The sequence below is a fragment of the Mesorhizobium sp. C399B genome, from assembly GCF_030323185.1.
GTDB lineage: Bacteria > Pseudomonadota > Alphaproteobacteria > Rhizobiales > Rhizobiaceae > Mesorhizobium.
Map to the genome: position 1 here is coordinate 5,128,417 of NZ_CP100472.1, position 21,793 is coordinate 5,150,209.

At 63.2% G+C, this 21,793-nt stretch carries 14 protein-coding genes; 4 read left to right on the plus strand and 10 right to left on the minus strand.

Annotated elements, in window-relative coordinates; translation table 11 throughout:
- Positions 1-246: 246 nt before the first annotated feature.
- A complete protein-coding gene (locus tag NLY36_RS24365) occupies positions 247-894 on the plus strand; it encodes a ThuA domain-containing protein (protein ID WP_023735655.1) in 648 nt (215 codons plus the stop codon).
- 251 nt (positions 895-1,145) lie between these two features.
- On the opposite strand, the gene NLY36_RS24370 is transcribed toward NLY36_RS24365, so the two are convergent.
- The 4 genes from NLY36_RS24370 to NLY36_RS24385 all read right to left on the minus strand — a co-directional run bounded on the left by NLY36_RS24370 (position 1,146) and on the right by NLY36_RS24385 (position 9,558).
- Positions 1,146-2,477 carry an HlyD family type I secretion periplasmic adaptor subunit gene (locus tag NLY36_RS24370; RefSeq protein ID WP_286461547.1) on the minus strand — a complete coding sequence of 444 codons (1,332 nt, stop codon included), beginning with the start codon at positions 2,475-2,477 and terminating at the stop codon, positions 1,146-1,148.
- Positions 2,478-2,490: 13 nt separating this feature from the next.
- Entirely contained in the window at positions 2,491-4,317 is a 1,827-nt protein-coding gene (locus NLY36_RS24375) for a type I secretion system permease/ATPase (protein ID WP_023735653.1), read from the minus strand.
- A 76-nt stretch (positions 4,318-4,393) separates the two neighbouring features.
- Positions 4,394-8,653 (minus strand): DUF5801 repeats-in-toxin domain-containing protein, encoded by a 4,260-nt coding sequence (locus NLY36_RS24380; protein ID WP_286461548.1) that lies wholly within the window; start codon positions 8,651-8,653, stop codon positions 4,394-4,396.
- 317 nt (positions 8,654-8,970) lie between these two features.
- Positions 8,971-9,558, minus strand: coding sequence for a LuxR family transcriptional regulator (locus NLY36_RS24385; RefSeq protein WP_245260220.1), 588 nt, complete (start codon positions 9,556-9,558; stop codon positions 8,971-8,973).
- A gap of 453 nt (positions 9,559-10,011) precedes the next feature.
- On the opposite strand from NLY36_RS24385, the gene NLY36_RS24390 reads away from it, so the two are divergent.
- Together NLY36_RS24390 and NLY36_RS24395 are read left to right on the plus strand one after the other, a co-directional pair.
- Entirely contained in the window at positions 10,012-11,097 is a 1,086-nt protein-coding gene (locus tag NLY36_RS24390) for an OmpA family protein (protein ID WP_245260219.1), read from the plus strand.
- A 56-nt stretch (positions 11,098-11,153) separates the two neighbouring features.
- The gene (locus tag NLY36_RS24395; RefSeq protein WP_031249118.1) at positions 11,154-12,398 is read left to right on the plus strand and encodes a caspase family protein; all 1,245 of its coding nucleotides are present in this window, start codon (positions 11,154-11,156) and stop codon (positions 12,396-12,398) included.
- A gap of 58 nt (positions 12,399-12,456) precedes the next feature.
- On the opposite strand, the gene NLY36_RS24400 is transcribed toward NLY36_RS24395, so the two are convergent.
- A complete protein-coding gene (locus tag NLY36_RS24400) occupies positions 12,457-13,020 on the minus strand; it encodes a DUF6931 family protein (protein ID WP_023735648.1) in 564 nt (187 codons plus the stop codon).
- A gap of 228 nt (positions 13,021-13,248) precedes the next feature.
- Here NLY36_RS24400 and NLY36_RS24405 point away from each other — a divergent pair, with 228 nt between their 5' ends.
- On the plus strand, positions 13,249-13,785 hold the full coding sequence (locus NLY36_RS24405; protein WP_023709975.1) for an OmpA family protein: 537 nt from the start codon (positions 13,249-13,251) through the stop codon (positions 13,783-13,785).
- Between the two features lie 88 nt (positions 13,786-13,873).
- Here the strand turns inward: NLY36_RS24405 and NLY36_RS24410 are convergent, their stop codons facing one another.
- The 5 genes from NLY36_RS24410 to NLY36_RS24430 all read right to left on the minus strand — a co-directional run bounded on the left by NLY36_RS24410 (position 13,874) and on the right by NLY36_RS24430 (position 21,743).
- Complete coding sequence (locus tag NLY36_RS24410) at positions 13,874-15,487, minus strand: caspase family protein (protein ID WP_245260218.1); 1,614 nt, start codon at positions 15,485-15,487, stop codon at positions 13,874-13,876.
- Positions 15,488-15,752: 265 nt separating this feature from the next.
- Positions 15,753-18,149, minus strand: coding sequence for a M23 family metallopeptidase (locus NLY36_RS24415; protein WP_023735646.1), 2,397 nt, complete (start codon positions 18,147-18,149; stop codon positions 15,753-15,755).
- Entirely contained in the window at positions 18,146-18,607 is a 462-nt protein-coding gene (locus tag NLY36_RS24420; RefSeq protein WP_023667922.1) for a DUF1036 domain-containing protein, read from the minus strand. Before NLY36_RS24420 ends, NLY36_RS24415 begins: the two co-directional genes overlap by 4 nt.
- Positions 18,608-18,618: 11 nt before the next feature.
- On the minus strand, positions 18,619-20,988 hold the full coding sequence (locus tag NLY36_RS24425; RefSeq protein ID WP_023735645.1) for a serine/threonine-protein kinase: 2,370 nt from the start codon (positions 20,986-20,988) through the stop codon (positions 18,619-18,621).
- A complete protein-coding gene (locus tag NLY36_RS24430; protein ID WP_023735644.1) occupies positions 20,985-21,743 on the minus strand; it encodes a PP2C family protein-serine/threonine phosphatase in 759 nt (252 codons plus the stop codon). Before NLY36_RS24430 ends, NLY36_RS24425 begins: the two co-directional genes overlap by 4 nt.
- Positions 21,744-21,793 lie beyond the last annotated feature (50 nt).

Sequence of the window (21,793 nt, forward strand, 5' to 3'; positions counted from 1 at the left end):
CCCGGAAGGCTCCGGCTGGTTGCGGCGGATCGGACCGATGTCTGCGCAAACGCGAAGACAGCTGATTTGAGTGCAGCCCGGCATTGAAACAAGACGCCAGCGCGGCCAATCGGTCCTCATCCACGGAATTCATCGCCGGGTCGTGATTTCCGACCAGAAATGCCCGTCCCAGAATGCCCATCATGGAAGGGAAGACAAAAGCGTTCCGCTTGCCTATCAATATTGCCGACCAAAGGAGAGACGAGCATGAGCAAGACGGCACTGATTTTCTGGGGCGGATGGGAGGGTCACACGCCGGCCCGCAGCGCCGCTGTCGTCAGCGAGATATTGACCGGGCATGGCTTCGAGGTGCGGATAGAAGAGGGCACATCCGCGCTCGCCGATCCGCAGCTCCCGGTCATCGATCTGATCGTGCCGGTGATCACCATGTCGACGATCGAGAAACCGGAGCTGCAAAACCTCACCGCCGCCGTCAACGGCGGAACCGGCCTTGCCGGCTTCCACGGCACAATGGGCGACAGTTTTCGCAACGAGCCGGCCTATCAGTTCATGACCGGCGGCCAATGGGTCGCGCACCCCGGCGACATCATCGACTACCGTGTCGACATCATCAGCGACGATCCGATCGTCAGGGGTATCGAGGGTTTCGCCTACCATTCCGAGCAGTATTACATGCATGTCGACCCGAGCAACGAGGTGCTGGCGACGACGACGTTCAGCGGTGAGCATCTCGACTTCATCGACGGCGTCGTCATGCCCGTGGTCTGGAAGCGCCGCTACGGCAAGGGCCGCGTCTTCTTCAGCGCGCTCGGCCACACCGCGGATGAGTTTTCCGTCCCGCAAATGCGCACCATCTTCGAGCGTGGGGTGCTGTGGGCCAGCCGAGCGGCCTGATCCTGGCCTGTCGTCAGGCTGAGCGCAGTGGGACGGATTGCTTCAGGTCCGCGCATGGCGGCGGACTTGTGGCCTGGGTGGCGACGCAGGCCGGGGAATTAAAGCAATTCCAGGAAAAGTGTGTGCGGTTTTCCGTCCGGAATTGCGTAAAAACAAAGAGATAGAGCGGTTCGCCGTTTCCGTGAAACGGTGAAACGCTCTGGTCGGCGGTCTTTGTCCGGTCAGACAAAGAAGGCTTGGACGGCCTGCGGCTATTTCTCCCGCATTGCCCGGCGGAAGTTCTGCGTGATCGGCTCGGCGAGGTAAGCAAGCACGGTGCGAGCACCTGTCCGGATCATCGCCTCGCTCGACATGCCGGGCAGCAGCTTGCGGCCCTCCAGCTTGGCGAGTTCGCCCTTGTCGATCAACACGGTCGCGGCGAAATACGGCGCCCCGCTACGCTCCTCCACCATGCGGTCGGCCGACACGGTCTCCACGACGCCCTCGAGTGGCGGCAGGTTATAGCGGGCGAAGACAGGGAAGCTGACGCGCACGGGCTGACCGGCGGCGATCGTCTCGACATCCTCCGGTTTGACCATAGCCTCGACCACGAGTTGCTGTTCGAGCGGCACGACTGTCATCAATGTCTCGCCGGGTTGCACGACACCGCCCGCCGTGTGGACCTTCAGGTCCATGACGATGCCGTCAACTGGTGCGACGACATCGGTACGGGTAAGCACGTCCCTGGCGGCACGCTCCTCCTGTCTGAGGTCAAACAACTCCGCCTCGACCTTGCTCAACTCCTCGACGGCCTCGTTCAGCCGCACAGTTCCGAGGTTCAGGATTTGCATATCGATCTCGGCCATGGCGCTTCTGGCACGAGCGATCGCCGCGACGTTGGTAGCGCGCTCCCCCTCGATTTCCTGCTGTTGTCGTCTGAGCAACAGGTTCCGCTCGCGGGTGGTCAGCCCCTTCTTGAGCAGGCTCTCGAGGTCTTTGGTCTCACCCTCGATTGCCTCGATCTGCGTGTCCTTGGTGACGATAAGCTGCTCAAGTCCCGTTATCTCTTCCTGGGTCTGCTGACGGCGCTGGCTGAGGATTTCCCGCTCGTCCTTCAGATTGTGGTGCTTCGCCGCGAACACGTCACGCTGTGCGGCCACTGCGTCCCTTACGGCAGTGGCGGGGTTTGCGAGCAACGCCGGATCAAACGCGATCTCGGCCTTGCCGTCACGCTCAGCCCTCAGACGCGCGGCCAGCGCCTCACGCGTTGCTATCCGGTTCTGGATCAGGTCGAGCTGCGCCCTTGCCTGCGTGTCGTCTAGCCGGACGAGGACCTTGCCCGCCTTGACGATATCGCCGTTGGCGGCGTTCAGCTCCGCGATGATGCCGCCCTCGAGGTGCTGGATGAGCTTGCGGTCGCCGGCGACCTTGACAACGCCCGGCGCAACCGCGGCGCTGTCCAACGGCGCCAGCGCCGCCCAACCCCCGGCCACGCCGAAGAATAGGAACATGATCGCGAACCCGGTGGACGTCACGCCCGCAAGACGCAGGGGTACCGGTTCCAGCAGGGAGGGTGGCGGAAGGGATAACGGCACGACGTTCATATCGGTTCTCGTTTCATGCCTGGTTCGCCACTACCGTCGTGCCCAATGCACGCGACGTACGCTTTGAAGAGGGACGTGGACCATTGCTGACGCCGATCGCGGCGGTGGATATCTCTGGCGTCGGACTCGCTGGTATTTGATTTACCTGGCGAATGCGTGAGGAGAGTTCGTTGAAGACATAGTCGCGCGAACCGTAGAGGTCTTGTTGACCCCGGTTGAGAACCAATATCTTGTCGACCTTCTCTATCATGTTCGCCCGGTGCGCGATCAGGATAATAGTCGTGCCCGCCGCCTTGACAGTGCCGAGGGCTGCGATCAAGGCGTCCTCACCGTCGCGGTCGAGGTTGGAATTGGGCTCGTCCAGGATAATGAGCGCCGGGTCGCCGTAGAGTGCCCTCGCCAACCCGATGCGTTGGCGCTGCCCGCCTGACAGCACCGCGCCGGATTCGGCGATCTCGGTGGCGTAACCCTTCGGCAGTCCCTTGATCAGTTCGTGAACGCCCGCCAACTGCGCGGCCTTGACGACGTTGTTGAAGACCGCCGGGTTGAGTGTCGCGAAGCGGCAGATGTTTTCGGAGACGGTGCCGGCGAAGAGTTCGATGTCCTGCGGCAAGTAACCGACATGGTGACCCCGGTCCTCCGCCGCCCATTGGGCAACGTCCATGCCGTCCAGCAACGCACGCCCCCCGGATGGACGCCAGGCACCGGCCAGTATTCGCGCCAGGCTCGTCTTGCCGGCCCCGCTCGGGCCGATCAACGCCATTGCTTCACCCGGATTGAGCCGGAAGCTGATCCCTTTCAGGATAGACTCGCCACCCTGTCGGGCCAGCACAAGGTTCTCTGCCTCGAACCTGCCTTTCGGTCGCGGCAGCGGCATAACCGGCGTGGCCTCCAGATGCTGTCCGGCGACCGCGGTGAGGCGCTTGTAAGCGGCGCGCGCTCCGACCGTCGCCTTCCATGTGCCGATCGCTTGCTCGACCGGCGACAAGGCGCGCCCCATCAGGATCGAGGCGGAGATCATGATACCGGGCGAAGCCTCGTTGCGAAGCACCAGATAGGCGCCGAGGCCGAGTATGGCCATTTGCAGGGCCAGCCGGTGACAACGCGCGATGGCCGCGATGACGCCGCCGCGGTTGGCGGCAAGAACTTGTCCTTTGTTTGCCTCGTCCTGCTGCGCCTTCCAGCCCTCCATCAGTGGCTTCAACATGCCCATCGCCTGTACGACCTCGGCGTTGCGGATCGCCGCCTCGGCCTGCACATAGGCCCGCGACTGTGCGTTTGCGGCCTCGGTCAACGGCTTGCGTGTGATGTATTCGTTGAGCAACGCCAGCGCAAACAGGACGATTCCGCCGCACAGCGCCAACCAGCCCAGCCACGGGTGCATCAAGAATATGGCGGCGAAAAACAGCGGTGCCCAGGGCGCGTCGAGGATCGGGAAGATGCTCGGGCTGGTGAAGAAATTCCGCACCTGGTCCAGGTCGCGCAGCGGGCGGGCGTTGGCCTGACCGGGCGCCGAGGCGGCATATTCCACCGATGCGGTCAGGAGAACTGGTCCCAACCGCGCGTTCATCCACGATCCGACTTTGGCCAGAAGACGCCCGCGCACCACCTCCAGCCCCGCCATCGTCGCCAGTGCCCCTGCCGCCATCAGCGACAGCATCACCAACGTCTCCAGGCTGTGGCTGGACAACACGCGGTGGTAAACCTGGAGCATATAAAACGCCCCGGTCAGCATCAGCACGTTGATGCCGCCGCTGAACCAGATAAGCGGCCGGATGGCGCGTCTGGCCTCCTTCATCACCACCTGCAGGGCAGGGGGCTGTTGGTTGTTTTTCTTCATTGAGACGACGTCCCCCATGCAACTGATCGCGGATGCTGATCCGGAGGCGGCGCTGGCCGCCCCCGTCGGTCAGGTGTCAGCCGACGTCGACAAGTATGTGCTGCGTCAATGTCTGGTCAGCATCCGCGTCTGCCACCTCGAAGGCGAAGTCGAGACTGGCTGATGGCGTCTCTGTCACGGTCGTGCTGAAGGCGATGTCCGTGATCTTCAGCACGTCGTTGTCGACGCTGTCGAAGCCGGTGGTCGTAGTGCTGCCAACCCCGACCGCTCCGTTCAGCTCAATCGCCGAGCCGGTGATCCCATTGCCCGACTGCATGATCTGGACACCCTGCAGCAAGTACTCTTCGCCGGCTGCGTTGTAGTCGTTCTGCTCGATGATCACGAGGCCGTCATTGTTGTCGAGCGTGAACTCGCTGCTGTACGGGGACGGGACGTGACCCGTCTTTAAGATGTCGTCGTTCGACACATACATAGCCCGCGTGATCGAGGTGTCGTCGGCGGTGCCGAAGATGTTGTCGGCACCGCTGCCGGCCAGGTTGAGGATCAGCATCAGGTCCTCGCTGTTGCCGATGCCGTCGAACTTGATGGCCATGCTGCCGGCGAAGGCCGAGGTCTGTGGCGTCTGCTGCACCTCTGTTGCGATACCGACGCTGTTGTCGAAGAACCGCAACGTGAGCAGTTCGCCTTTCTGGATCGTGTCACCGGCGACGCCGTTGGTGCTCTGCGTCGCGGACACCCAAGTTTCATTGTCGTTGCTCACCATATCGTGGGTGCCGGCTGGCGATGGCGGTTCCGCGTTGAACGTGGTGTCGCTGGATTTCCCCTCGCCATTGCTCGTCAAGCTGAACGGGTTGGCTCTGTTGATCGCGTTAGCGGTGAACTGCACGTAGAAGTCTTCGTCAGTCGACGTGGTCCCGTCATCCGCCTGCAACTGTTCCACCACGATCTGTGGGTGGCCTACGTTGCTCGTGGGCAGCTTGGACAACAGCTCACTGGTGTGGATAAGGTCGAAGCTGAAGCCTTCGAGCGGGTCGGTCAGGTTGATGGTGTAAGTGTCGTGAACCTTGTCGAAGACGAGAGTGCCGCCCGCCGTGCCTATCAGGGTGTCATCCGCTGAGGACTTGTGGTAGTCGAAGGTGAAGTCGAACGTCGCCGTGTCGGAAGTCTCCGACGCGAGCGTCACCTCCGGGCTGATGATATCTCCGCCGCCGCCGCCGGTGATCGAACCGGTGAGTGCGATCTGGACACCGGCGAGGACGTCGTCTGTGTCGACGAAATCAGAGTGCGTGTCGTCGTAGAACGTATCCGGGCGGCTGTCCGCGCCGATGTCGTAGCCGAAGGCTCCGCTGGCCGACGCGTTGAGCGTGTTGGCCAGGCTCTCGGGAGTGCCGTCGCTACCACCACCAGATGCATCACCGTCGAACGGCACCGTGATCGTTGGAGCATCGTCCTTGAAGACGAGGTTTGTGCCGATGTTGACGCTACTCAAGGCCTGATCGCCGTCACCGTCGGTGATGGTCGCCGTCAAAGTGACGAGATCATCGGACGCCAACGTTGTTTCCTGGTCCGGGCCGGTGTCGGGTGAGTGTATGACAGCACGCGCCTGATCGAGTGTCACGAGGCCGGCGGCGCTGACGCTGACCGTGAACACGAGTTCGTCGGTGAAGGCGGTGCGGCCTTCAACGGCGCCGCCATTGACCGAGAGGAGGACCGCCTCACCGGTTAAGGTGTCGGTTAGGCCGCTATCGTTGGTGACCTGGTTGATGTCGAGCACATAGCTGATGGCGTCGCCATCGGCACCGGCATTCGAGGTGAAGGCCGCCGAGAAGCTCGCGCTATTGTCACCCAAGCTGGACTCGTCGACGGTCAGCGTCGGCTCCGTGCCGGAGGCGCTGATCGTCGGGCCGTCGTCCTGGAACTGGAGCGCGTTGCCGATGCCGATCGATTGGGTGGCGATGTCGCCATCGCCGTCGGTCACGGTCACGACCGCGTTCACCAGGCTGCCGAGATTGACCGACTCGTCGTAATTGTCCGGTGAAGTCGGGTGATGGAGCGACAGATACTGGGCGACCGTAACCTCGCCCAGATCGTTGATCGAGATCGCGAACGCAACCGCCCCGGCCGCATTGGATGTGCCGTTCGGATTGTCCACCCGGCCGACGATCACGCCGCTCTCGTTGAACAGCGAAATCTGGCTGTTGTCCGTCGTCAGCAGCAAGGAATCCGTCCCGTTGCCGCCCGCGATCGACAGTGTCACATGCGTCGTCGCGCCTTCATTGTCCGAGCCCGTCGACGTCGTGGTGTCGACCAGGTCGACATTCGACCGCAGTCCGATCGGCGTGCCGTAGCCCGCCGGGAACAGATTGCCCGCAACATTGTCGTCCGCCGTGTCGTTGGCATCCGCCGCGCCGGCTGAGTTAGCCGGCCGCTCGCCGATCGACTCGTCCATCACCACGCTGTTGCCGGTCGTCACGATCGCCGCCGTCGGGCCGTCGTCCTGGAACTGGAGCGCGTTGCCGATGCCGATCGATTGGGTGGCGATGTCGCCATCGCCGTCGGTCACGGTCACGACCGCGTTCACCAGGCTGCCGAGATTGACCGACTCGTCGTAATTGTCCGGTGAAGTCGGGTGATGGAGCGACAGATACTGGGCGACCGTAACCTCGCCCAGATCGTTGATCGAGATCGCGAACGCAACCGCCCCGGCCGCATTGGATGTGCCGTTCGGATTGTCCACCCGGCCGACGATCACGCCGCTCTCGTTGAACAGCGAAATCTGGCTGTTGTCCGTCGTCAGCAGCAAGGAATCCGTCCCGTTGCCGCCCGCGATCGACAGTGTCACATGCGTCGTCGCGCCTTCATTGTCCGAGCCCGTCGACGTCGTGGTGTCGACCAGGTCGACATTCGACCGCAGTCCGATCGGCGTGCCGTAGCCCGCCGGGAACAGATTGCCCGCAACATTGTCGTCCGCCGTGTCGTTGGCATCCGCCGCGCCGGCTGAGTTAGCCGGCCGCTCGCCGATCGACTCGTCCATCACCACGCTGTTGCCGGTCGTCACGATCGCCGCCGTCGGGCCGTCGTCGTCGAAGTTGATGAACGAGCCGACCTCTTCGGTGTGGGCGTTGGTGCTCGTCGTCGAGAAATGGAACTCGGTGATGTCGCACCCTTCATTTGAATCGACCCCCGTAACCAGCAACCGATCCATTTGGCTGCTGGTGGTGATATTGACGGTGGTGATGTTATCGAGCCCGGTGATCGTGACGACGTTGGTCCCGAGCCCGCTGACGGTGACGTCAACGCTCCCCGCGACGTCATAGGTGCCATTGGCGGTGATGGGGGACGCTAACCCCGACTGCCCGGTCAACGTGACGCTGGTAATGGGCGCGGCGGTCGACGGGCTGCCGTCATAGAAGTTCAAGCCTTGCTCGTTGCCCGTAACGTCGAGGGCCGTGATCTTGATGTCCACCCGCAAATTCGGATTGGAAGGCGTGATCTGGTTGATGGTGAACCCGGCGTTCACGATGTTATTGAGATGGCTGCCGTAAGAGATTTGCGAGGCAGTGCCCGCGGCCAGGGTGCTGCCGGTGATAAAGTCGACCTGCAGCGTTTCGGTCGGATTAATGCTCTGGTTGTTGACGCCGAAGCCCTGTGTGCTCACGTTGGCTGTGGCATTGTTCGCCCCCAGGAAGCCTGTCACCAGAAGCTGGTTGGAAGCGCCACCGGACGAATTGATCGCGTAGAAATCATGATTGCCGGGCGCGGCGTTCTGGCCTGAGAAATTGGCCACGGTGGTCCCCGTGACCGATGCGAACACATGATCAGTCAGATCGATGCGGTCGTCCGGGTTGGTCGTGATCGGATGGCGCAACGGCACATACTCGACCGTGTACAGGTCCGCATTGGTGTTGCTGGTGCTGATGAGCGCAAGCGAGAAGGCGAGCGGCCCGTCCGCAGCAGGCGGGGCGTGCAAGTCAGAGGTGCCAATGACACCGATCACGACGTTTGGATGAGTTAGGTCCTGGAACAGCCAGACATAATTGCCATCGACCGTCCGAATCCCGCTGTTCACACCGACGGTGGTGGAAAACGGGGTTCCATTGAGGTCCTGGGAGAGAACGACCGAGCTGATGGTTTCGCTCGCGCTCGCCGAGGCCACCACGAAGTTGGCCTTGAAGGCGACCTCCGGCGAGGTCAGCCCGCCCGGATCGTCGAGACCCAGGAGATATTGCAGCGTGGTGTTGCTAAGGTGTGGCGCAACGGACGGGTCAACATCACTGTCCTGAAGTCCGGTGGTCTCATCGATGATGATGTCTTGAGCCAAGATGTCGAGTGCCATGGAGATTCTCCCCTTTTTTTGAACGCATCAAGAAAAGGGCCCCCCTCTCCTGATGGCGGATGCCTCTACCCCGAGTGCATCCGCTGGCGCACATAATTGCGGCCTGTAATCCTCCATAGTGCCGCCGGCGCAGATGGCGCGTCCATTCCCGCTTAGATAGTATTGCGGTCAATGTCCGCACCTGATCGAACGATATATATCTTTCGATAGATCAGGCTGGCGGGCGCTGGGAGAGGCCGCGCCGGCACGAGGCAGGTGCCGCCAGACGGCTTCCCGGCCGTTGCCGCGCGTACAATGTCGGTGCGAGTGGAGAGGGGTCAGAGCAGGGCGGTTCGGCCCGTTCCTGGACGCTCGGCGCCTTTGCCATGCGCCATCCAGGCGAGTTCCGCCCTGCTGCCGAGCCGGAGCTTCTCGTAGACGTGATGCAGGTGCATCTTCACCGTGCCTTCGGATACGTGCAGCCGCTGCGCGATGATCTTGTTGCGCAACCCGCGCGAGACGAGATCGGCGATTTCGGTCTCCCGCCCGGTCAGCCTGGACATCGGCTGCGGCTGCGATCGGGGCATCAGCAGTTGCTGGACGATCATGTTGTCGATCCATTTTTTGCCGCTTGCCACCGCGTTCACGCATTCGACGAGATATCGGTGGCTGATGCCGTCCAGAAGCAGGCCGTCGACGTCGAGTGCCTGTATTTCCTTGATATCCAGCCTGCCGGTAGGCTGCACGATGAAGATTGTGCCGAGAGCGCTGTTGCCGGCCTTCAGCCGGGAGGAAAGTGCAGCCGTCTGCGGGTCAGCGATATCCAAGCCGACGATGACGATATCAGGCCGATGGCGCTCTACATGAGGGAGAACGTCGACAAGGCGGCGGCACTGGGCGACAACATCGTGTCCCGCCTTCCGCAAAACCCACTCCAGACCGGCGAGATACACCCCCCGCGGGTCCGCGACTACCAAGGTCGACATGTGCACCCCGTCCGTAAAAAACGCAACGAACTTTGTTTAATATGTCAAGAAAATCAGAGCTTTGGGCGGTTGTCAAGAAGTTGCTAATATTCTAATATAAACAAAGCTGTGAAAGGAACCCCTGGCGTTCTCTGCGCTTTCGATGGGCGCCACCGAGACGCTCGTGATTGTGCAAGGTGCCTCTGAATTTTGACGCTGTTCATCCGCAACAGATGACAGGTTTTTGAGGGATCTTCTCCCCTGGGGCAGACACGCGGAGCTACTCGCAAAACCAAATCATATGTTCTATGCTCGCCGGCATCACTGCGTTCGACCGCAGTGATCGGCACTGAGGTCTGTTGTCCTGAGACGGGGGCGTCCATGTTCGAGGTCGGCGGATTTTTTCGGCAACAAATGTCGATCTCAAAGGGCCGGCGAATCGTCGGCGCCCTTGCTCTGGTCGCCGCTTTATTCGGGCTGTTGCTGCTTGCACCGGAAATGGCCAACGCGCAGCCGAACTGGACGCTCGATCCGGCGAATTCGACGCTCACCTATCAATCGGTGAAGAAGAACACCATTGTCGAAACCAACAAGATCAGGAACCTCTCGGGCACGCTGACATCGGATGGCGCCGCCAAGGTCACCTTCGACCTCAACTCGGTCGACACCGGCATCGACCTTCGCAATGTCCGCATGCGGTTCCTGTTCTTCGAGACATTCAAATTCCCGACGGCGGAAGTGACGGCGAAAGTCGATCCCGCCGCTTTTGCTGATCTCGCCACCAAACGGCGCATGAGCGCGCATATCCCGTTTCGCCTGAGCCTGCACGGCGTCGACAAGGACCTTGAGGCCAATGTCGTGGTCACCATGATCACCGACAGCATGGTGTCGATCGCCTCGGAGGCGCCGGTCGCCGTGCATGTCGAGGATTTCGGCCTGTTGCCCAACATCGAAAAACTCCAGCAGGCGGCCAATGTCAGCAGCATCGTCCCGACGGCTTCGGTGTCGTTCGACTTCGTCTTCACCGCTGATGGCGCCAAGCCTGCGGCCACGCCTGCCGTCGCGGCCGCAGCCCCAGCCGATGCCGGGCCGGTCGCCACAGATGCAGGCAAGACGTCCTTCAGCGACGATGAATGCCTGAACAGGTTCGAGGTGCTGTCGCGCACCGGCGCCGTCTATTTTCGCCCAGCCAGCGCTCGGCTCGATGAAAAGAGCCGCCCACTGCTGGCCGAGGTGGTCGGCGTCGTCGGCAAATGTCCGAAACTGAAGGTCGAGGTTTCGGGCCATACCGATTCCGACGGCTCGCCGACGGCCAACAAGAACCTGTCGGAACGGCGCGCCAAGGCGGTCGCCGACGCGATCATCGCTGCGGGCATTCCATCGGCGCAGATCACGGCTTCCGGCTATGGCGAGGAAAAGCCGGTGGCGCCGAACGATACGCCGAAGAACAAGGCGCTGAACCGGCGGATCGAGTTCTCCGCCATGCCGCTCGCCAACTGAGCCGGTCCTTAACTGAGAAGGCCCGTCAACCGAAAAGGAATCCGGTGCGTTTGGACATGATTGCAAGTTGCGGCAACTTCATGCGCGGCATCGGCCTCGCCGTGCTGGCGCTTGCGTTGACCATGACCATTACCATGACCGCGGCCAGTGCCGAACGCCGCATCGCCCTGGTGCTCGGCAATTCCCATTACCGGAACGCGCCGGTGCTGCCCAATCCGGTGAACGATGCGCAGGCAATGTCCGATCGCCTGAAGGGGCTGGGCTTCGAAATCGTCTCCGGCCTCGATCTCACCAAGGCGCAGACGCAGGAAAAGATCGCGCAATTCGCGCGGCAGGTGCGTGGCGCCGATATCGCGCTGTTCTTCTATGCCGGTCATGGCCTGCAGGTCTCGGGCAGGAATTACCTGCTGCCTGTCGATGCGGCGCTGGAGGACGAGACCTCGCTCGACTTCGAAGCCGTGCAGGTGGACTTCATCCTGCGGCAGATGTCGCGCGAGACCAGCATCAGGCTGGTGTTCCTCGACGCCTGCCGCGACAACCCGCTCGCCGATGTGCTTGCCAAGGAGACTGGCGGCGACAGCACGGCAAGCAGCGGCCTTGCCGAAATACCGATCGAGAATGGCGGCGCCGGCACGCTGGTCGCCTTCGCTGCCAGTCCCAACCAGCTCGCCTATGACGGACCGGGCGAGCACTCGCCATTTTCGGCGGCGCTGCTTGCCCATATCGGCGAGGTCAACGTCTCGATCACCGAAGCGATGAACCGGGTTACGTCGGATGTGTTCAAGGCCACAGCCGGACGCCAGCAGCCCTGGGTCAACGTTTCGCTGACCACCGATGTCGTGCTTCACAAGGTCGATCTCAAGGCGCCGCTGATCGTCGGCGATTCCGGCGCGGCTGCGCCCGAAGGCGATACGCAGGCGCGCACCGGCGCGGCCGCCAATCCGCCGGGTACGGACGCCGGCGAGCAGGCGCTGGAACAGCTGCGTGAGGAAATTCCGAAGCTGGGCTCCGACGCGCCAGTCCTTTTCGACGTTCCGGTCAATTTCGGCGACCCGGCGATCGACGGCAAGAGCATCGCCCAACTCATCCAGGGCAAGCCGCACTTCAGTCCGGTCGAGGGCCTGGAAAAGTCCGTCTGGGACAACCAGTGCAGCAACTGTCATCAATGGACCGAGGAGCGGCTGTGCGACCAGGCCAAGACCTACGTCACCAATGATGTCTCGGTGTTGCGCCTGCAACACCCGCTGGGCACGCGCTTCAAGGTGGCACTCGGCAAATGGGCGCAAAACGGCTGCAAATGAGACCGCCAACAACGGGTTGGATCAGATTTCAATGAAATCTCATCACGATCCAGAGCAATCAGGCTCGGCGCAGCGCCTCGGTTTCGGCCAGATGGATGCCCATCTCGACAAAGGCGGTGAGCACGGAGAAACGGTCCGCCACCGCAACCCGCGCCAGTCCGGCCAGTATGCCGGCATTGACGGCATGCGCAGCCGGCAGCGGCCGCAGCCTCGACCCGTTGGTCTGCGGCGTCAGGCCATTGATGTGCCGTTGCGCCGCTAGCGCGATCCAGCCGGCAGGCGTGTGCTGCTGCGTCATCGCCGCCCCGGCGACAGCCTCCCGGCGGGTTGCATTGTTGGGGTCGCCGACCCACTCCTGGATCAGTGCCAGCGTTGCGAGGTCCTGCTCTTCGAGCAGCTCGGTCAGATGCCCCAGGCACTCATGGCCCCACCAGATTGCGGCCCGGTCAGGCAGGAGATAGGCGCAAAAGGTAATCGCTTCCTCCGGGATGCGCCCGGCCATCAGCCGGCGGCAGAACTCGAGCGAGGGTTGGTCGGTCGGAACAGCCGTCATGTCCCGGGCGACAGCCGTGTTCGCGGCGAAGAGATCGCGTGCGGTCTGGAATCGAAGCCCGTTGACCATCGCTGCTGTTATCCTCCCCCAGCCTCACTCAACCCGCCTGCGAGGCGCGGGTCAAGTCTGTCGACCACCACATGTCCATGACGTTGTTCACAGACAAACGCCTCACGGTTTGGTATATTCCACAGCCGACCGTGATCTCGACAGATCACTGTCGAACAGGAAGAGTTGGCCCGGATCCATGGATCGGGCCTGAGTGAAAATCGGATGCTCGAAACGGGAGTAACCGTTATGCAGCGGCACATTTCAGTCTTGGCATTGGCGACCGTGCTTTTCTCGACTCACGTCTATGCCGACCCACTTCAGAGATCGGAAGACATTGTGAAGTTCTTTGCCGGCGCGATCGATCACGGCGCGGCACGCGGGATTTGTGTCGGCACCGAGGACGAGTGCAAGAGCAAGACCAGCCAGAAAGAAAAGCCCCCGGAGAAGACCGGCCTCGATATGCTGATCAATTTCAGCCTGGATTCGTCCGAGCTCGACGCCAAGGCGCGCAGCGAACTCGACGAATTCGCCAAGGCGCTGAAGGACGATCGGCTGAGCAAGCTGTCCTTCGTCGTCGAAGGCTATACCGACGCATCCGGCTCGGCGACCTACAATGAAGGCCTGTCGCAGCGCAGGGCGCAATCGGTCACCGCCTTCCTCGAATCCAACGGCATCGAATCCACCCGCATCAAGGCGGTCGGTCTCGGCGAGGCCAATCCACGCAATCCCGATCCCTACGATCCCGTCAACCGGCGGGTCGAGATGCGGATCAAGGCGCAGTAGCTTCGCCGGCTGCGTCTTCCGGCCGTCGTCAAACACAACGCCGCGCGTCCAACGGACACGCGGCGTTTTTATTGTTTGACATGATCGATCAGTTCTTGAGCACGCCGCCGACCGCTACGCCGGTGCCGAAGATCAGCGCCTTGGTCAGGAAATCATTATTGTCCCGCGGCGGCGGCTCATCCTCGCGCACGACCTCGCGGTTGCGCCTTTTCTGCACGAACTGCTGTTGCCGGCGCGGCTTCTGGACGTACTGCTTCTTGCGTGGCTTTTCCACCGCGGGCTTCAGCGTGCGGGCCTTCTGCACCACCTGTTTTCTCGGCTTGTCCACGCCGGCCTGGTCGGCCTCATGCTTGGCACGCACGGCCTCCATCATCGGATCCGTCTGGATGATCAGAAACGCCAGCTGCTCGCGCGTCAGGAAGGTGGTCGGAGGCAGCCCGTTCCCCTTTTGCCAGTCGCCGATCGCTTGCCGGGTCTTGGCGCCGATATTGCCGTCAACGCGGCCAAGCTCGTTGCCCAGCGCCTCGACGCGCAATTGCAGGTCGATGCGGCCCTGGCGATCGAGACCGATCGCGTTCTCCGTCGCCTCGGTGCCCAGCACCTTCTTCATGTCGTCCGAAATGCCTACCGAGGTGCGCACGGCAGAACCCGAGTTCGCTTCTTCGGCAGCAAGCGCGGCGATGTCCCGTTCCTGGGCTTTCGGATCGTTCAGCGCATCGATGTTGAGCCGCGCCACCGTGGCGAAGCGGCCATTCGGGAACTGTTCGAGATAGGCTTCGTAGAATGGCGCGGTGTTGCGCTTCGAGGCCTCGTCCCAAAGCCGCTGCTCGACTTCCCACGAAGGCGGTTCGCTGGTGACGGGGGCAGGGGCGGGCGCTGTCGCGGCGTTCGCGTCGTCGGCGGCCGGTTTTGCCACCGGCACGGCTTCGGCGGCCGGTTTGCCAAGGAAAACCTCGCGGCCCAGCGATGCGTTGTGCCATGGCCGCTGGCGGCCTTGCGTGGTCTCGGCCACTTCGCCGCGCACCCGCGTCAGCGCGCTCTGGATCTCGATGCCGGGTTCGGTCAGGTGCCTGGCGAGCGCGGTCGAGTAGGGGCTGTCGACGCCGTTGCCGTCAAAGGCGATGGCGCCCGGGTCGGTGGCATAAGCAATCAGGATGCCGCCGGTGCCGACGCCCTCTGATTTAGGGTCGATCGGCGCCAGGCCGGTGCCCAGCGCGGTGGAGCGGGTCTTCGGCATCGCGGCCGCCAGTGTGCGTGCCAGCGGATTGTCGCGGCAGGCATCGAGGATGATGACGCCGACCGCCGGGTCGGGCGGCAATGCGGCCATGAAGTCGTCGATCTGGACGGTGCGGGTCTTGAGATAGGCAGGTGACGTCAGTTCGGCGTCGACCGGGATCAAAAAGTTCTTGCCGTCGACCTGCATGCCGTGGCCGGCATAGAAGATGACGGCGAGGTCGGCATCGTAGGACTGCTCGGTGAATTTGCTGATCAGGCTGTGCATGCCGGCATTGTCCTGGTCGACGCCCTCGATCACCTCGAAGCCGGCATTGCGCAGCGTCGATGCGATGAGATGCGCGTCATTGGCCGGATTGGGCAATTCGACGGCATGGACGTATTTGCTGTTGCCGATGACCAGCGCGACGCGTTTGACGCCACCGGCATCCGGCGCCGCCGCCTGGACGGTGCCAAGCGCGGTCAGCATTAACAGAAAAAATCCGCTCAAAAGGACGGCAAACGCTTTCATGGGATCGGCCCTCCGCCCCAATGGGGCGCGTTATTGATGGCTGCGCATGCTAAATTTCACCAGCGACTGTATCGCTTCTGCCAAAATGGCTGTTGGGCGTATGTGATCCCAGCCACAGTTTTGGTTCACAAGGACCCAAAAACCTTCCCAAATATCCGCAAACATACCATTCGCCGGCCTCAGAACCAATCGGCTTGGCGAAAGCCGGGGCGAACTGCCAGCTCTAGCCCGGCTCAAGAGTATTTTGGATCGAGCCGACCATTGCCGTTATCGCCTGCTTGTATTTTTCGAACTCCGGCGATGTCTGGCGGACTTCCGTCGTCGTCTGCTGGCCCGCATCGGTGGTGGCGGGCGTCGGCAATTTGCGGCCCATCTTCCGTTCCGCCCAGTCGACGACGTAGCTGGCGGTCTTGCCGGCAAGAAACGGGTTGGCCTGGATAACGGACGAGCCGAGCACGGCGCTCAACTGCGCCGATCCCGGCGACGCCAGCACCTGATGGGCGCCTTCCATACCGAGGAAATGGCAGAGATAGAGCCGGCCGGCGGTGATCTGGTGGCCACGCGCCTTGAGATAGGCTTCGCCCTCGCGCGCCAGATTGCGCACCATCTCACGCGAGATGGTGGCGTCGTAGCGCAAAGCGAGCAGGTCTGCGGTCGACAGCGAGCGCGCCAGTTCGGGACGATAGGTGTTCATCATCCGGATCCAGGTCTTGGATATGAACTGGCCGGCGCCTGTCGCCGAAGACAGCGGGTTCTTGGCCCGCGCGCTACCGCCCGATTCGACGTGGACGATACGGTCGGTCAGCGTTTCGACGGCGGGATCGCTGGAAGTGACGGCGATTGCAGCGGTCACTGTTCCGAGGGGATCGATCGCCTGATCGCTTTGATAGAGTTCGAAATGCAAATGTGGCCCGGTCGACAGGCCGGTGGTGCCGATATAGCCGATGATGTCGCCGGCCTTCACCTTGGTGCCGACACCGCTGGCAATGGCGAATTTCGACATATGCGCGTAGCGCGTCTCGCGGCCGCCGCCATGGGCGATCTTGACCACATTGCCGTAGCCGCCGCCGTCGCCCTGGAAGATGATCTCGCCGTCGAAGGCTGCTGCGATCGGGGTCCCCACGGGTGCTGCCCAGTCGACGCCCTTGTGGATGCGAACAACGCCCAGGATCGGATGCTTGCGCGGCCCGAAGGTCGACGTCATGACTCCGTTGACCGGCGTCACCATGCCGTTGGCCACCGTCAGCGAGCGCACCTGGTCAGCGCCCGAGACGCAGGAAAACTGGCCGTCGCCCTGCTGGAAAACGAAACAATCCAAGCTCTTTTGCGTGCCTTGGATGCCGACATAGAGTACCCGTCCGTCGGTCTCGTTCTTGCCGCGCGGCGTCTGCGAATAGATCAGCACAAGGCGCTGGTCCTCGCTGGCGAAAGCATCCAGATCCTGTCCCCGCGACAGATACATGATGGCTTCGCCGATGATGCCGCTCGGCACATTGTTGCGGGCAGCCGTCGAGTAGATCGCGTCGAGCAGGCGGTATTGCCGTTTCTGCGTGCCTTCGGTCTCGGCGCCCGAATAATTGAACAGGTCCTCGCGCACCCAGGGGTCGACGCCCGACACGAAGGCGCCGGCCGCGTTGCGTGTCAGCGTGCCGACAAAGACGTTCCTGGCGTAGATCGAGACCTGCATCAGCGACATCGTCGTGGTCTCGCGCGTCGGCCTGAAGCCGCGCATCGCCACGACATAGCCAGGCTGCAGGCCGTCCTTGTCGAACAGCGCCTTCAGCCTCTCGCCGGCAAGCTTTGCGTCGTCGGCGGAAAAATGCGCATCGAGCGCCACGCTGTCCAGGCTGCGGTCGTTGAGGATTTTCACGAAAATGTCCTGGGTCGCCTCGAAGCGCTGGTATTCCGAGCTGACGGTGGCAACGCTGGTGTTGTTTTCGACCGGTGTCTTCTGAAAGGCGGGGAGTGCTGCTTCGCCCTCATCGATGGTCTCGCCCCAGCCGGCCTCGGGGTCATCGGCCGCCGCCGATGCACCCGGAGCGACCTGCGGGTCAGGAGCTGGGCCGGAGGCCGCCGGAGCCCCGTCCGCGCCGGGCGATGGTCGAAGATCGTTCTGCAGGTCATTCTGCGGATCGTTGGGTTCGGCGGGTGGCGCGACCGCGGTCTTCCGCTGCGCCTGAAAGAAAGCGAAATCCTCTTGCGTCGAGGGGATCGTCGTCATGAATTTTTCGCTGGCGCTCAGCATCACGTCGGAGAGAACCATGATCTGAGGGGAGATGCCGGCCTGGTCGAGCTCCGTCGGGCGCGGCATCTCGCGGCTCTTCGCGGCGCCGGCCTCCGGCGCCAGTGTGATCCACATCGGGTCGCCGGCAAGGTCGATGATGGCCGGCACGTAGACCGATGCGTCGGCCGGCACGTCGTCCGAGCCTTCGACGGCATGCAGTTCCTCGTCCTCGTCGCCGAACGACCAGTAGTCGGCGGTAAGATAGAAGCCGGTGGCAATCGCGGCGAGGACGATTGTCGCCAGGCCAGCCGCCAGCCCGAGCCAGATCCTGCGCCTGCGCAGCGCGGCGCGCGCCTGCTTCTTTGCCTTGAAGCTGGTGTCGATGCTGTGCGTCACGGTGCGCTTCCGGTCAGGAAGAAGGTCCAGCGCACCTGTTCCTGCGTGTCGACTTCGAGAAACTTCGCCGCGATATGGCCGCGCTGCCAGCATTCATCGATGCCGCGGATCGAGAACCGCCGCCGCTCGATGCACATGTCGGTGGAGCCTGCCAGGATGGCGTGGCCGAAGACATCCGTCGCGTAGATGTAGATGTAGCGGTTGGTCAGCTCCTCGCGAATGACGTTGACGCATTGATTGGCGCCGATGGTCCACCAGCCATCGGTCTGGTCGGCATCGTCGACCTTCTGACCGACGGCAAGATTGACGACGTCGAGCGTCTGGTTGCAGACGGTGAATTCGGCGCGCGCTTGCCCGGTGGAAAGAAGCGCCAGCAACAGCGTCGCGACCGCGCTCGCGGCGAGCTTCACCCGCACGTTCCGGGCAAGCAGGACGGGATCTCGGCGACGACGTTGCATCGGCGTCGGTGCTAGCCGCCGAGGCGGAAATATTTGGCGGTCGCCGAAAATGCCGAACTCCTGGCGCCGATCTCGTCGAGTATCCTGGGCAACAGCACCGAGGCCGGCGTCGGCGTTGTGAAGTCCGCCGCCTTAATGTCCTGCGGCCCGGTGATCACCATGATGATCTGCGGCAACGCCTTGCCAGCCGCCTTGTCGGCGGTGCCGAGCCCGATCGGGATCGAGAAGGTCGCCTTGTCAGCTTGTACGACAACATGGTCGTCGAGGTTGAAGGCGATGCCCCTGTGGTCGATCAGGAACACGCTCGACACCAGCCCGCCATGCGTCACCAGCGTGCCGTCGATCGGCGAGCCGTCCGGCACCGATGTCTGGTCGAGGACAAGCTGCGGCCTGTCGGCCGTGCTCGCGCCCATGAAACGCAGGAAGCCGGTGATCCCGCATTGCGGGGGCTGGATAAGGCGGACGCTGATATCCGGCTCGACATGGAACTTCGCCTGGAATTCCCCAAGCAACTGTTCGAAGGGTGGCACCGACGTGCCGAAGCCCTCGATCGCGACACCCTTGTCGGCGGCCGACGTCACCGTCGCAAAAAAACAATCACCACCATTGAAGGCGCGTACCCAGGTGACCCGCTCCGCGGCCGCATCGGCCGGTGGCGGCACCTCCGGCTTGGGCACGTTCATGGCAATGTCGGGCTCTGCCGGCTTGTCGGCCTGCTCACCGCTGGCGATATCGGGCTGGCTCGGCTTAGGCTCCGCGGTCGGTTCAGGCGCCTGCGCCTTGGGCTCGGGCGCTTGAGCGGTGGGTTCCGGCGCCGGTGCTGTGGGCGTGGGTGCCTCGGCCGTTGGTTCAGGTGTTTGCGTGGCCGGCGCTGTCGCCTTGGGCTCTACCGGCGGACTGACAGGCTCGGGGTTCTTCGCGGCATCGGACTGTGACGGGCCGGATGGCGGTTGCAGCGCGACGGTCTTGTCGGTTGGTGCGGCCGGCAGCGGGGCCGTAGCGCTCGACGCGACTGGCGGCGTCGGCTGCGGCTCGACCGGCGCTTTGGCCTGATCTTCAGCCGGAGTCTCCGCTGGTTGCGGCTTTGGCACCGTCTTCTCGACCGGCGCAGTGTCCGGAACGGGCTTGTCAGCGACGATCGGCTTTGTCAGTTCGGGTTGGAGCGGCTTGCCGGTGTCGGTGACGCGAGGCCGGTCTCCGAATCCCACGATACCCGATGCATAGAGCCCTCCAAGCGATACCACGGCCACCGCCGACAGCACCGCGATCGTCAGATTTCTGCCTGTAGTAGCACGCTTCGGTGGTGTGCTTGCTCGCTTGGGAGTTTCAGCAGCCGGTTTCGGCTGCGACAGGTGCGCCGGGCGCACGTGCGGCACGAAAGACGGCTCCGCCGTGCCGCTTGGCGGGGCCGAACCGAAGCCTTGGGCCGGCGAGTCCCCGACCTTCGAGACAGGCCCTGCGGTCTGCCCGGTTCGCGGCAGACCGGGCCGGGGCGCGAGCGATGCCGGCGGCAAGGTCGCGTCGCTGTCGTCGCGCGTTGACCGGGCGATTTCGGCCATGCTGGCCGGTCGATCATCCGGGTCAGGCTGCAGCATCGCTTCGACAATGTCCCTGAAATCGGCATCGATGCCGGAGAGATCAGGGACGGTCCGCCGTTTTTCGACGATCTCGTATTGCGAGCCGCCCATATCGATCGGCTTGCCGCGCAGCGCCGCCGCCAGCACCAGCCCCAGGCTGTAGATGTCGGACTGTTCGCTGACCTCGCCGCCATAGAGCCCGAGCTGCTCGGGGGAGACGTAATTGTATTTTCCGGCAAACTTGCCGCCGATCAGCGTCTCGCCACCGACCGCGGCCGATCGCGCAATGCCGAAATCGATGATCTTTGCCCGCTCGACCCGGCCGCCCGGCAGGATGATGTTGTCGGGCGACAGATCGCGGTGGATGGCGCCGGCCTGGTGCACGGCGCTCAGGCCCGAGGCCAGCCGGTGGCACAGTTTGCGCACATCCGGAGTCGCCATCGCCCCGCCGCGCATGACGTCGTACAGCGACTGGCCGTCGACGAATTCCATCGCCAGATAGGGCCGCCCGATGCCGGGATCTATGGTGAAGACGTGGTAGCGCACGACCGCGTCATGCGACAGATGGTTGAGGATCGAGGCTTCCTTGCGAAACAGCGACAGGATCGTCTGATCGCGGGCGAATTCCGGCAGCACGATCTTGATCGCGACATGATCGCCGGTCTGGATGTTGTGGCCGCGATAGACTTCGCCCATGCCGCCCGACGCGATGCGTTCGTCGAGCTCGTAGATGCCGCTGAGCTGCGTGCCGACGCTGGTATCCGCCATGTTGGGCAATAGCCGGGTCTTGTCGTCGGAGCTCATCGGTCGCGGCCTTCTGCTCGGGACAGGCCATTGCCTTTGTCTCTGATCTTGACCAGAACGATGGTGACGTTGTCCGTGCCGCCGCGCTCAAGCACCATGGAAAGCAGCTTTTCGCAGGCAGCCTGCGGCGCTGCCGAGAGCACTGCAGCCGCAATCTCCGCGTCACTGACATGCGCCGTCAGGCCGTCCGTGCTGAGGATGAAAATGTCGCCGGCAAGGGTCTCTCCCTGCTGGAAGTCGATGGCGATTACGTCGTTGACGCCGATGGCGCGGGTGATGACGTTGCGGCGCGGCCAGTTCTCCGCTTCGGCCGCGCTGATCGCGCCGCTGTCGAGCAGTTCCTGGACCTCGGTGTGGTCGCGCGAAATCTGCGCGATCGCGGCGTTGCGCACGAGATAGACGCGGCTGTCGCCCGACCACAGGCAGGCGAACCTGCCGTCCATGGCCAGCAGTGCGGCAACGGTGGAGCCGATGGTCACGCCGCGCGAGCGCGAAATCCGGCGGATCTCGGCATGCGCCCGGTTCAGCCGATCCTCAAAGCGGGCGCGCAGATCCGGCGCCGAACTGGCGATGCCGATCGTCGCCAGATGCTCGACAATGCTTGCCGAAGCGACTTCTCCGGCCTCGTGCCCGCCCATGCCGTCGGCCACCACCCAGAGGCCGATCCGCGGCTCGACCAGGAAGCTGTCCTCATTGTGGTCACGCACGCAGCCCTTGTGGCTCACGCCGTAGCTCTCAAAGGCGGCATCGTTCACTTGCCTACGCTCCGCAACGCCTTGGCCGACGTGCCTGGCCAGTCTGCCAC

What these genes read in the sequence shown, in the direction of transcription:
- NLY36_RS24395 (WP_031249118.1), top strand. Translation starts at nt 11,154, where the DNA reads ATGATTGCAAGTTGCGGCAACTTCATGCGCGGCATCGGCCTCGCCGTG.
- NLY36_RS24405 (WP_023709975.1), top strand. Translation starts at nt 13,249, where the DNA reads ATGCAGCGGCACATTTCAGTCTTGGCATTGGCGACCGTGCTTTTCTCG.
- NLY36_RS24370 (WP_286461547.1), bottom strand. Translation starts at nt 2,477, where the DNA reads ATGAACGTCGTGCCGTTATCCCTTCCGCCACCCTCCCTGCTGGAACCG.
- NLY36_RS24425 (WP_023735645.1), bottom strand. Translation starts at nt 20,988, where the DNA reads ATGAGCTCCGACGACAAGACCCGGCTATTGCCCAACATGGCGGATACC.
- NLY36_RS24380 (WP_286461548.1), bottom strand. Translation starts at nt 8,653, where the DNA reads ATGGCACTCGACATCTTGGCTCAAGACATCATCATCGATGAGACCACC.
- NLY36_RS24365 (WP_023735655.1), top strand. Translation starts at nt 247, where the DNA reads ATGAGCAAGACGGCACTGATTTTCTGGGGCGGATGGGAGGGTCACACG.
- NLY36_RS24400 (WP_023735648.1), bottom strand. Translation starts at nt 13,020, where the DNA reads ATGGTCAACGGGCTTCGATTCCAGACCGCACGCGATCTCTTCGCCGCG.
- NLY36_RS24410 (WP_245260218.1), bottom strand. Translation starts at nt 15,487, where the DNA reads ATGCTGACCGCGCTTGGCACCGTCCAGGCGGCGGCGCCGGATGCCGGT.
- NLY36_RS24420 (WP_023667922.1), bottom strand. Translation starts at nt 18,607, where the DNA reads ATGCAACGTCGTCGCCGAGATCCCGTCCTGCTTGCCCGGAACGTGCGG.
- NLY36_RS24390 (WP_245260219.1), top strand. Translation starts at nt 10,012, where the DNA reads ATGTCGATCTCAAAGGGCCGGCGAATCGTCGGCGCCCTTGCTCTGGTC.
- NLY36_RS24375 (WP_023735653.1), bottom strand. Translation starts at nt 4,317, where the DNA reads ATGAAGAAAAACAACCAACAGCCCCCTGCCCTGCAGGTGGTGATGAAG.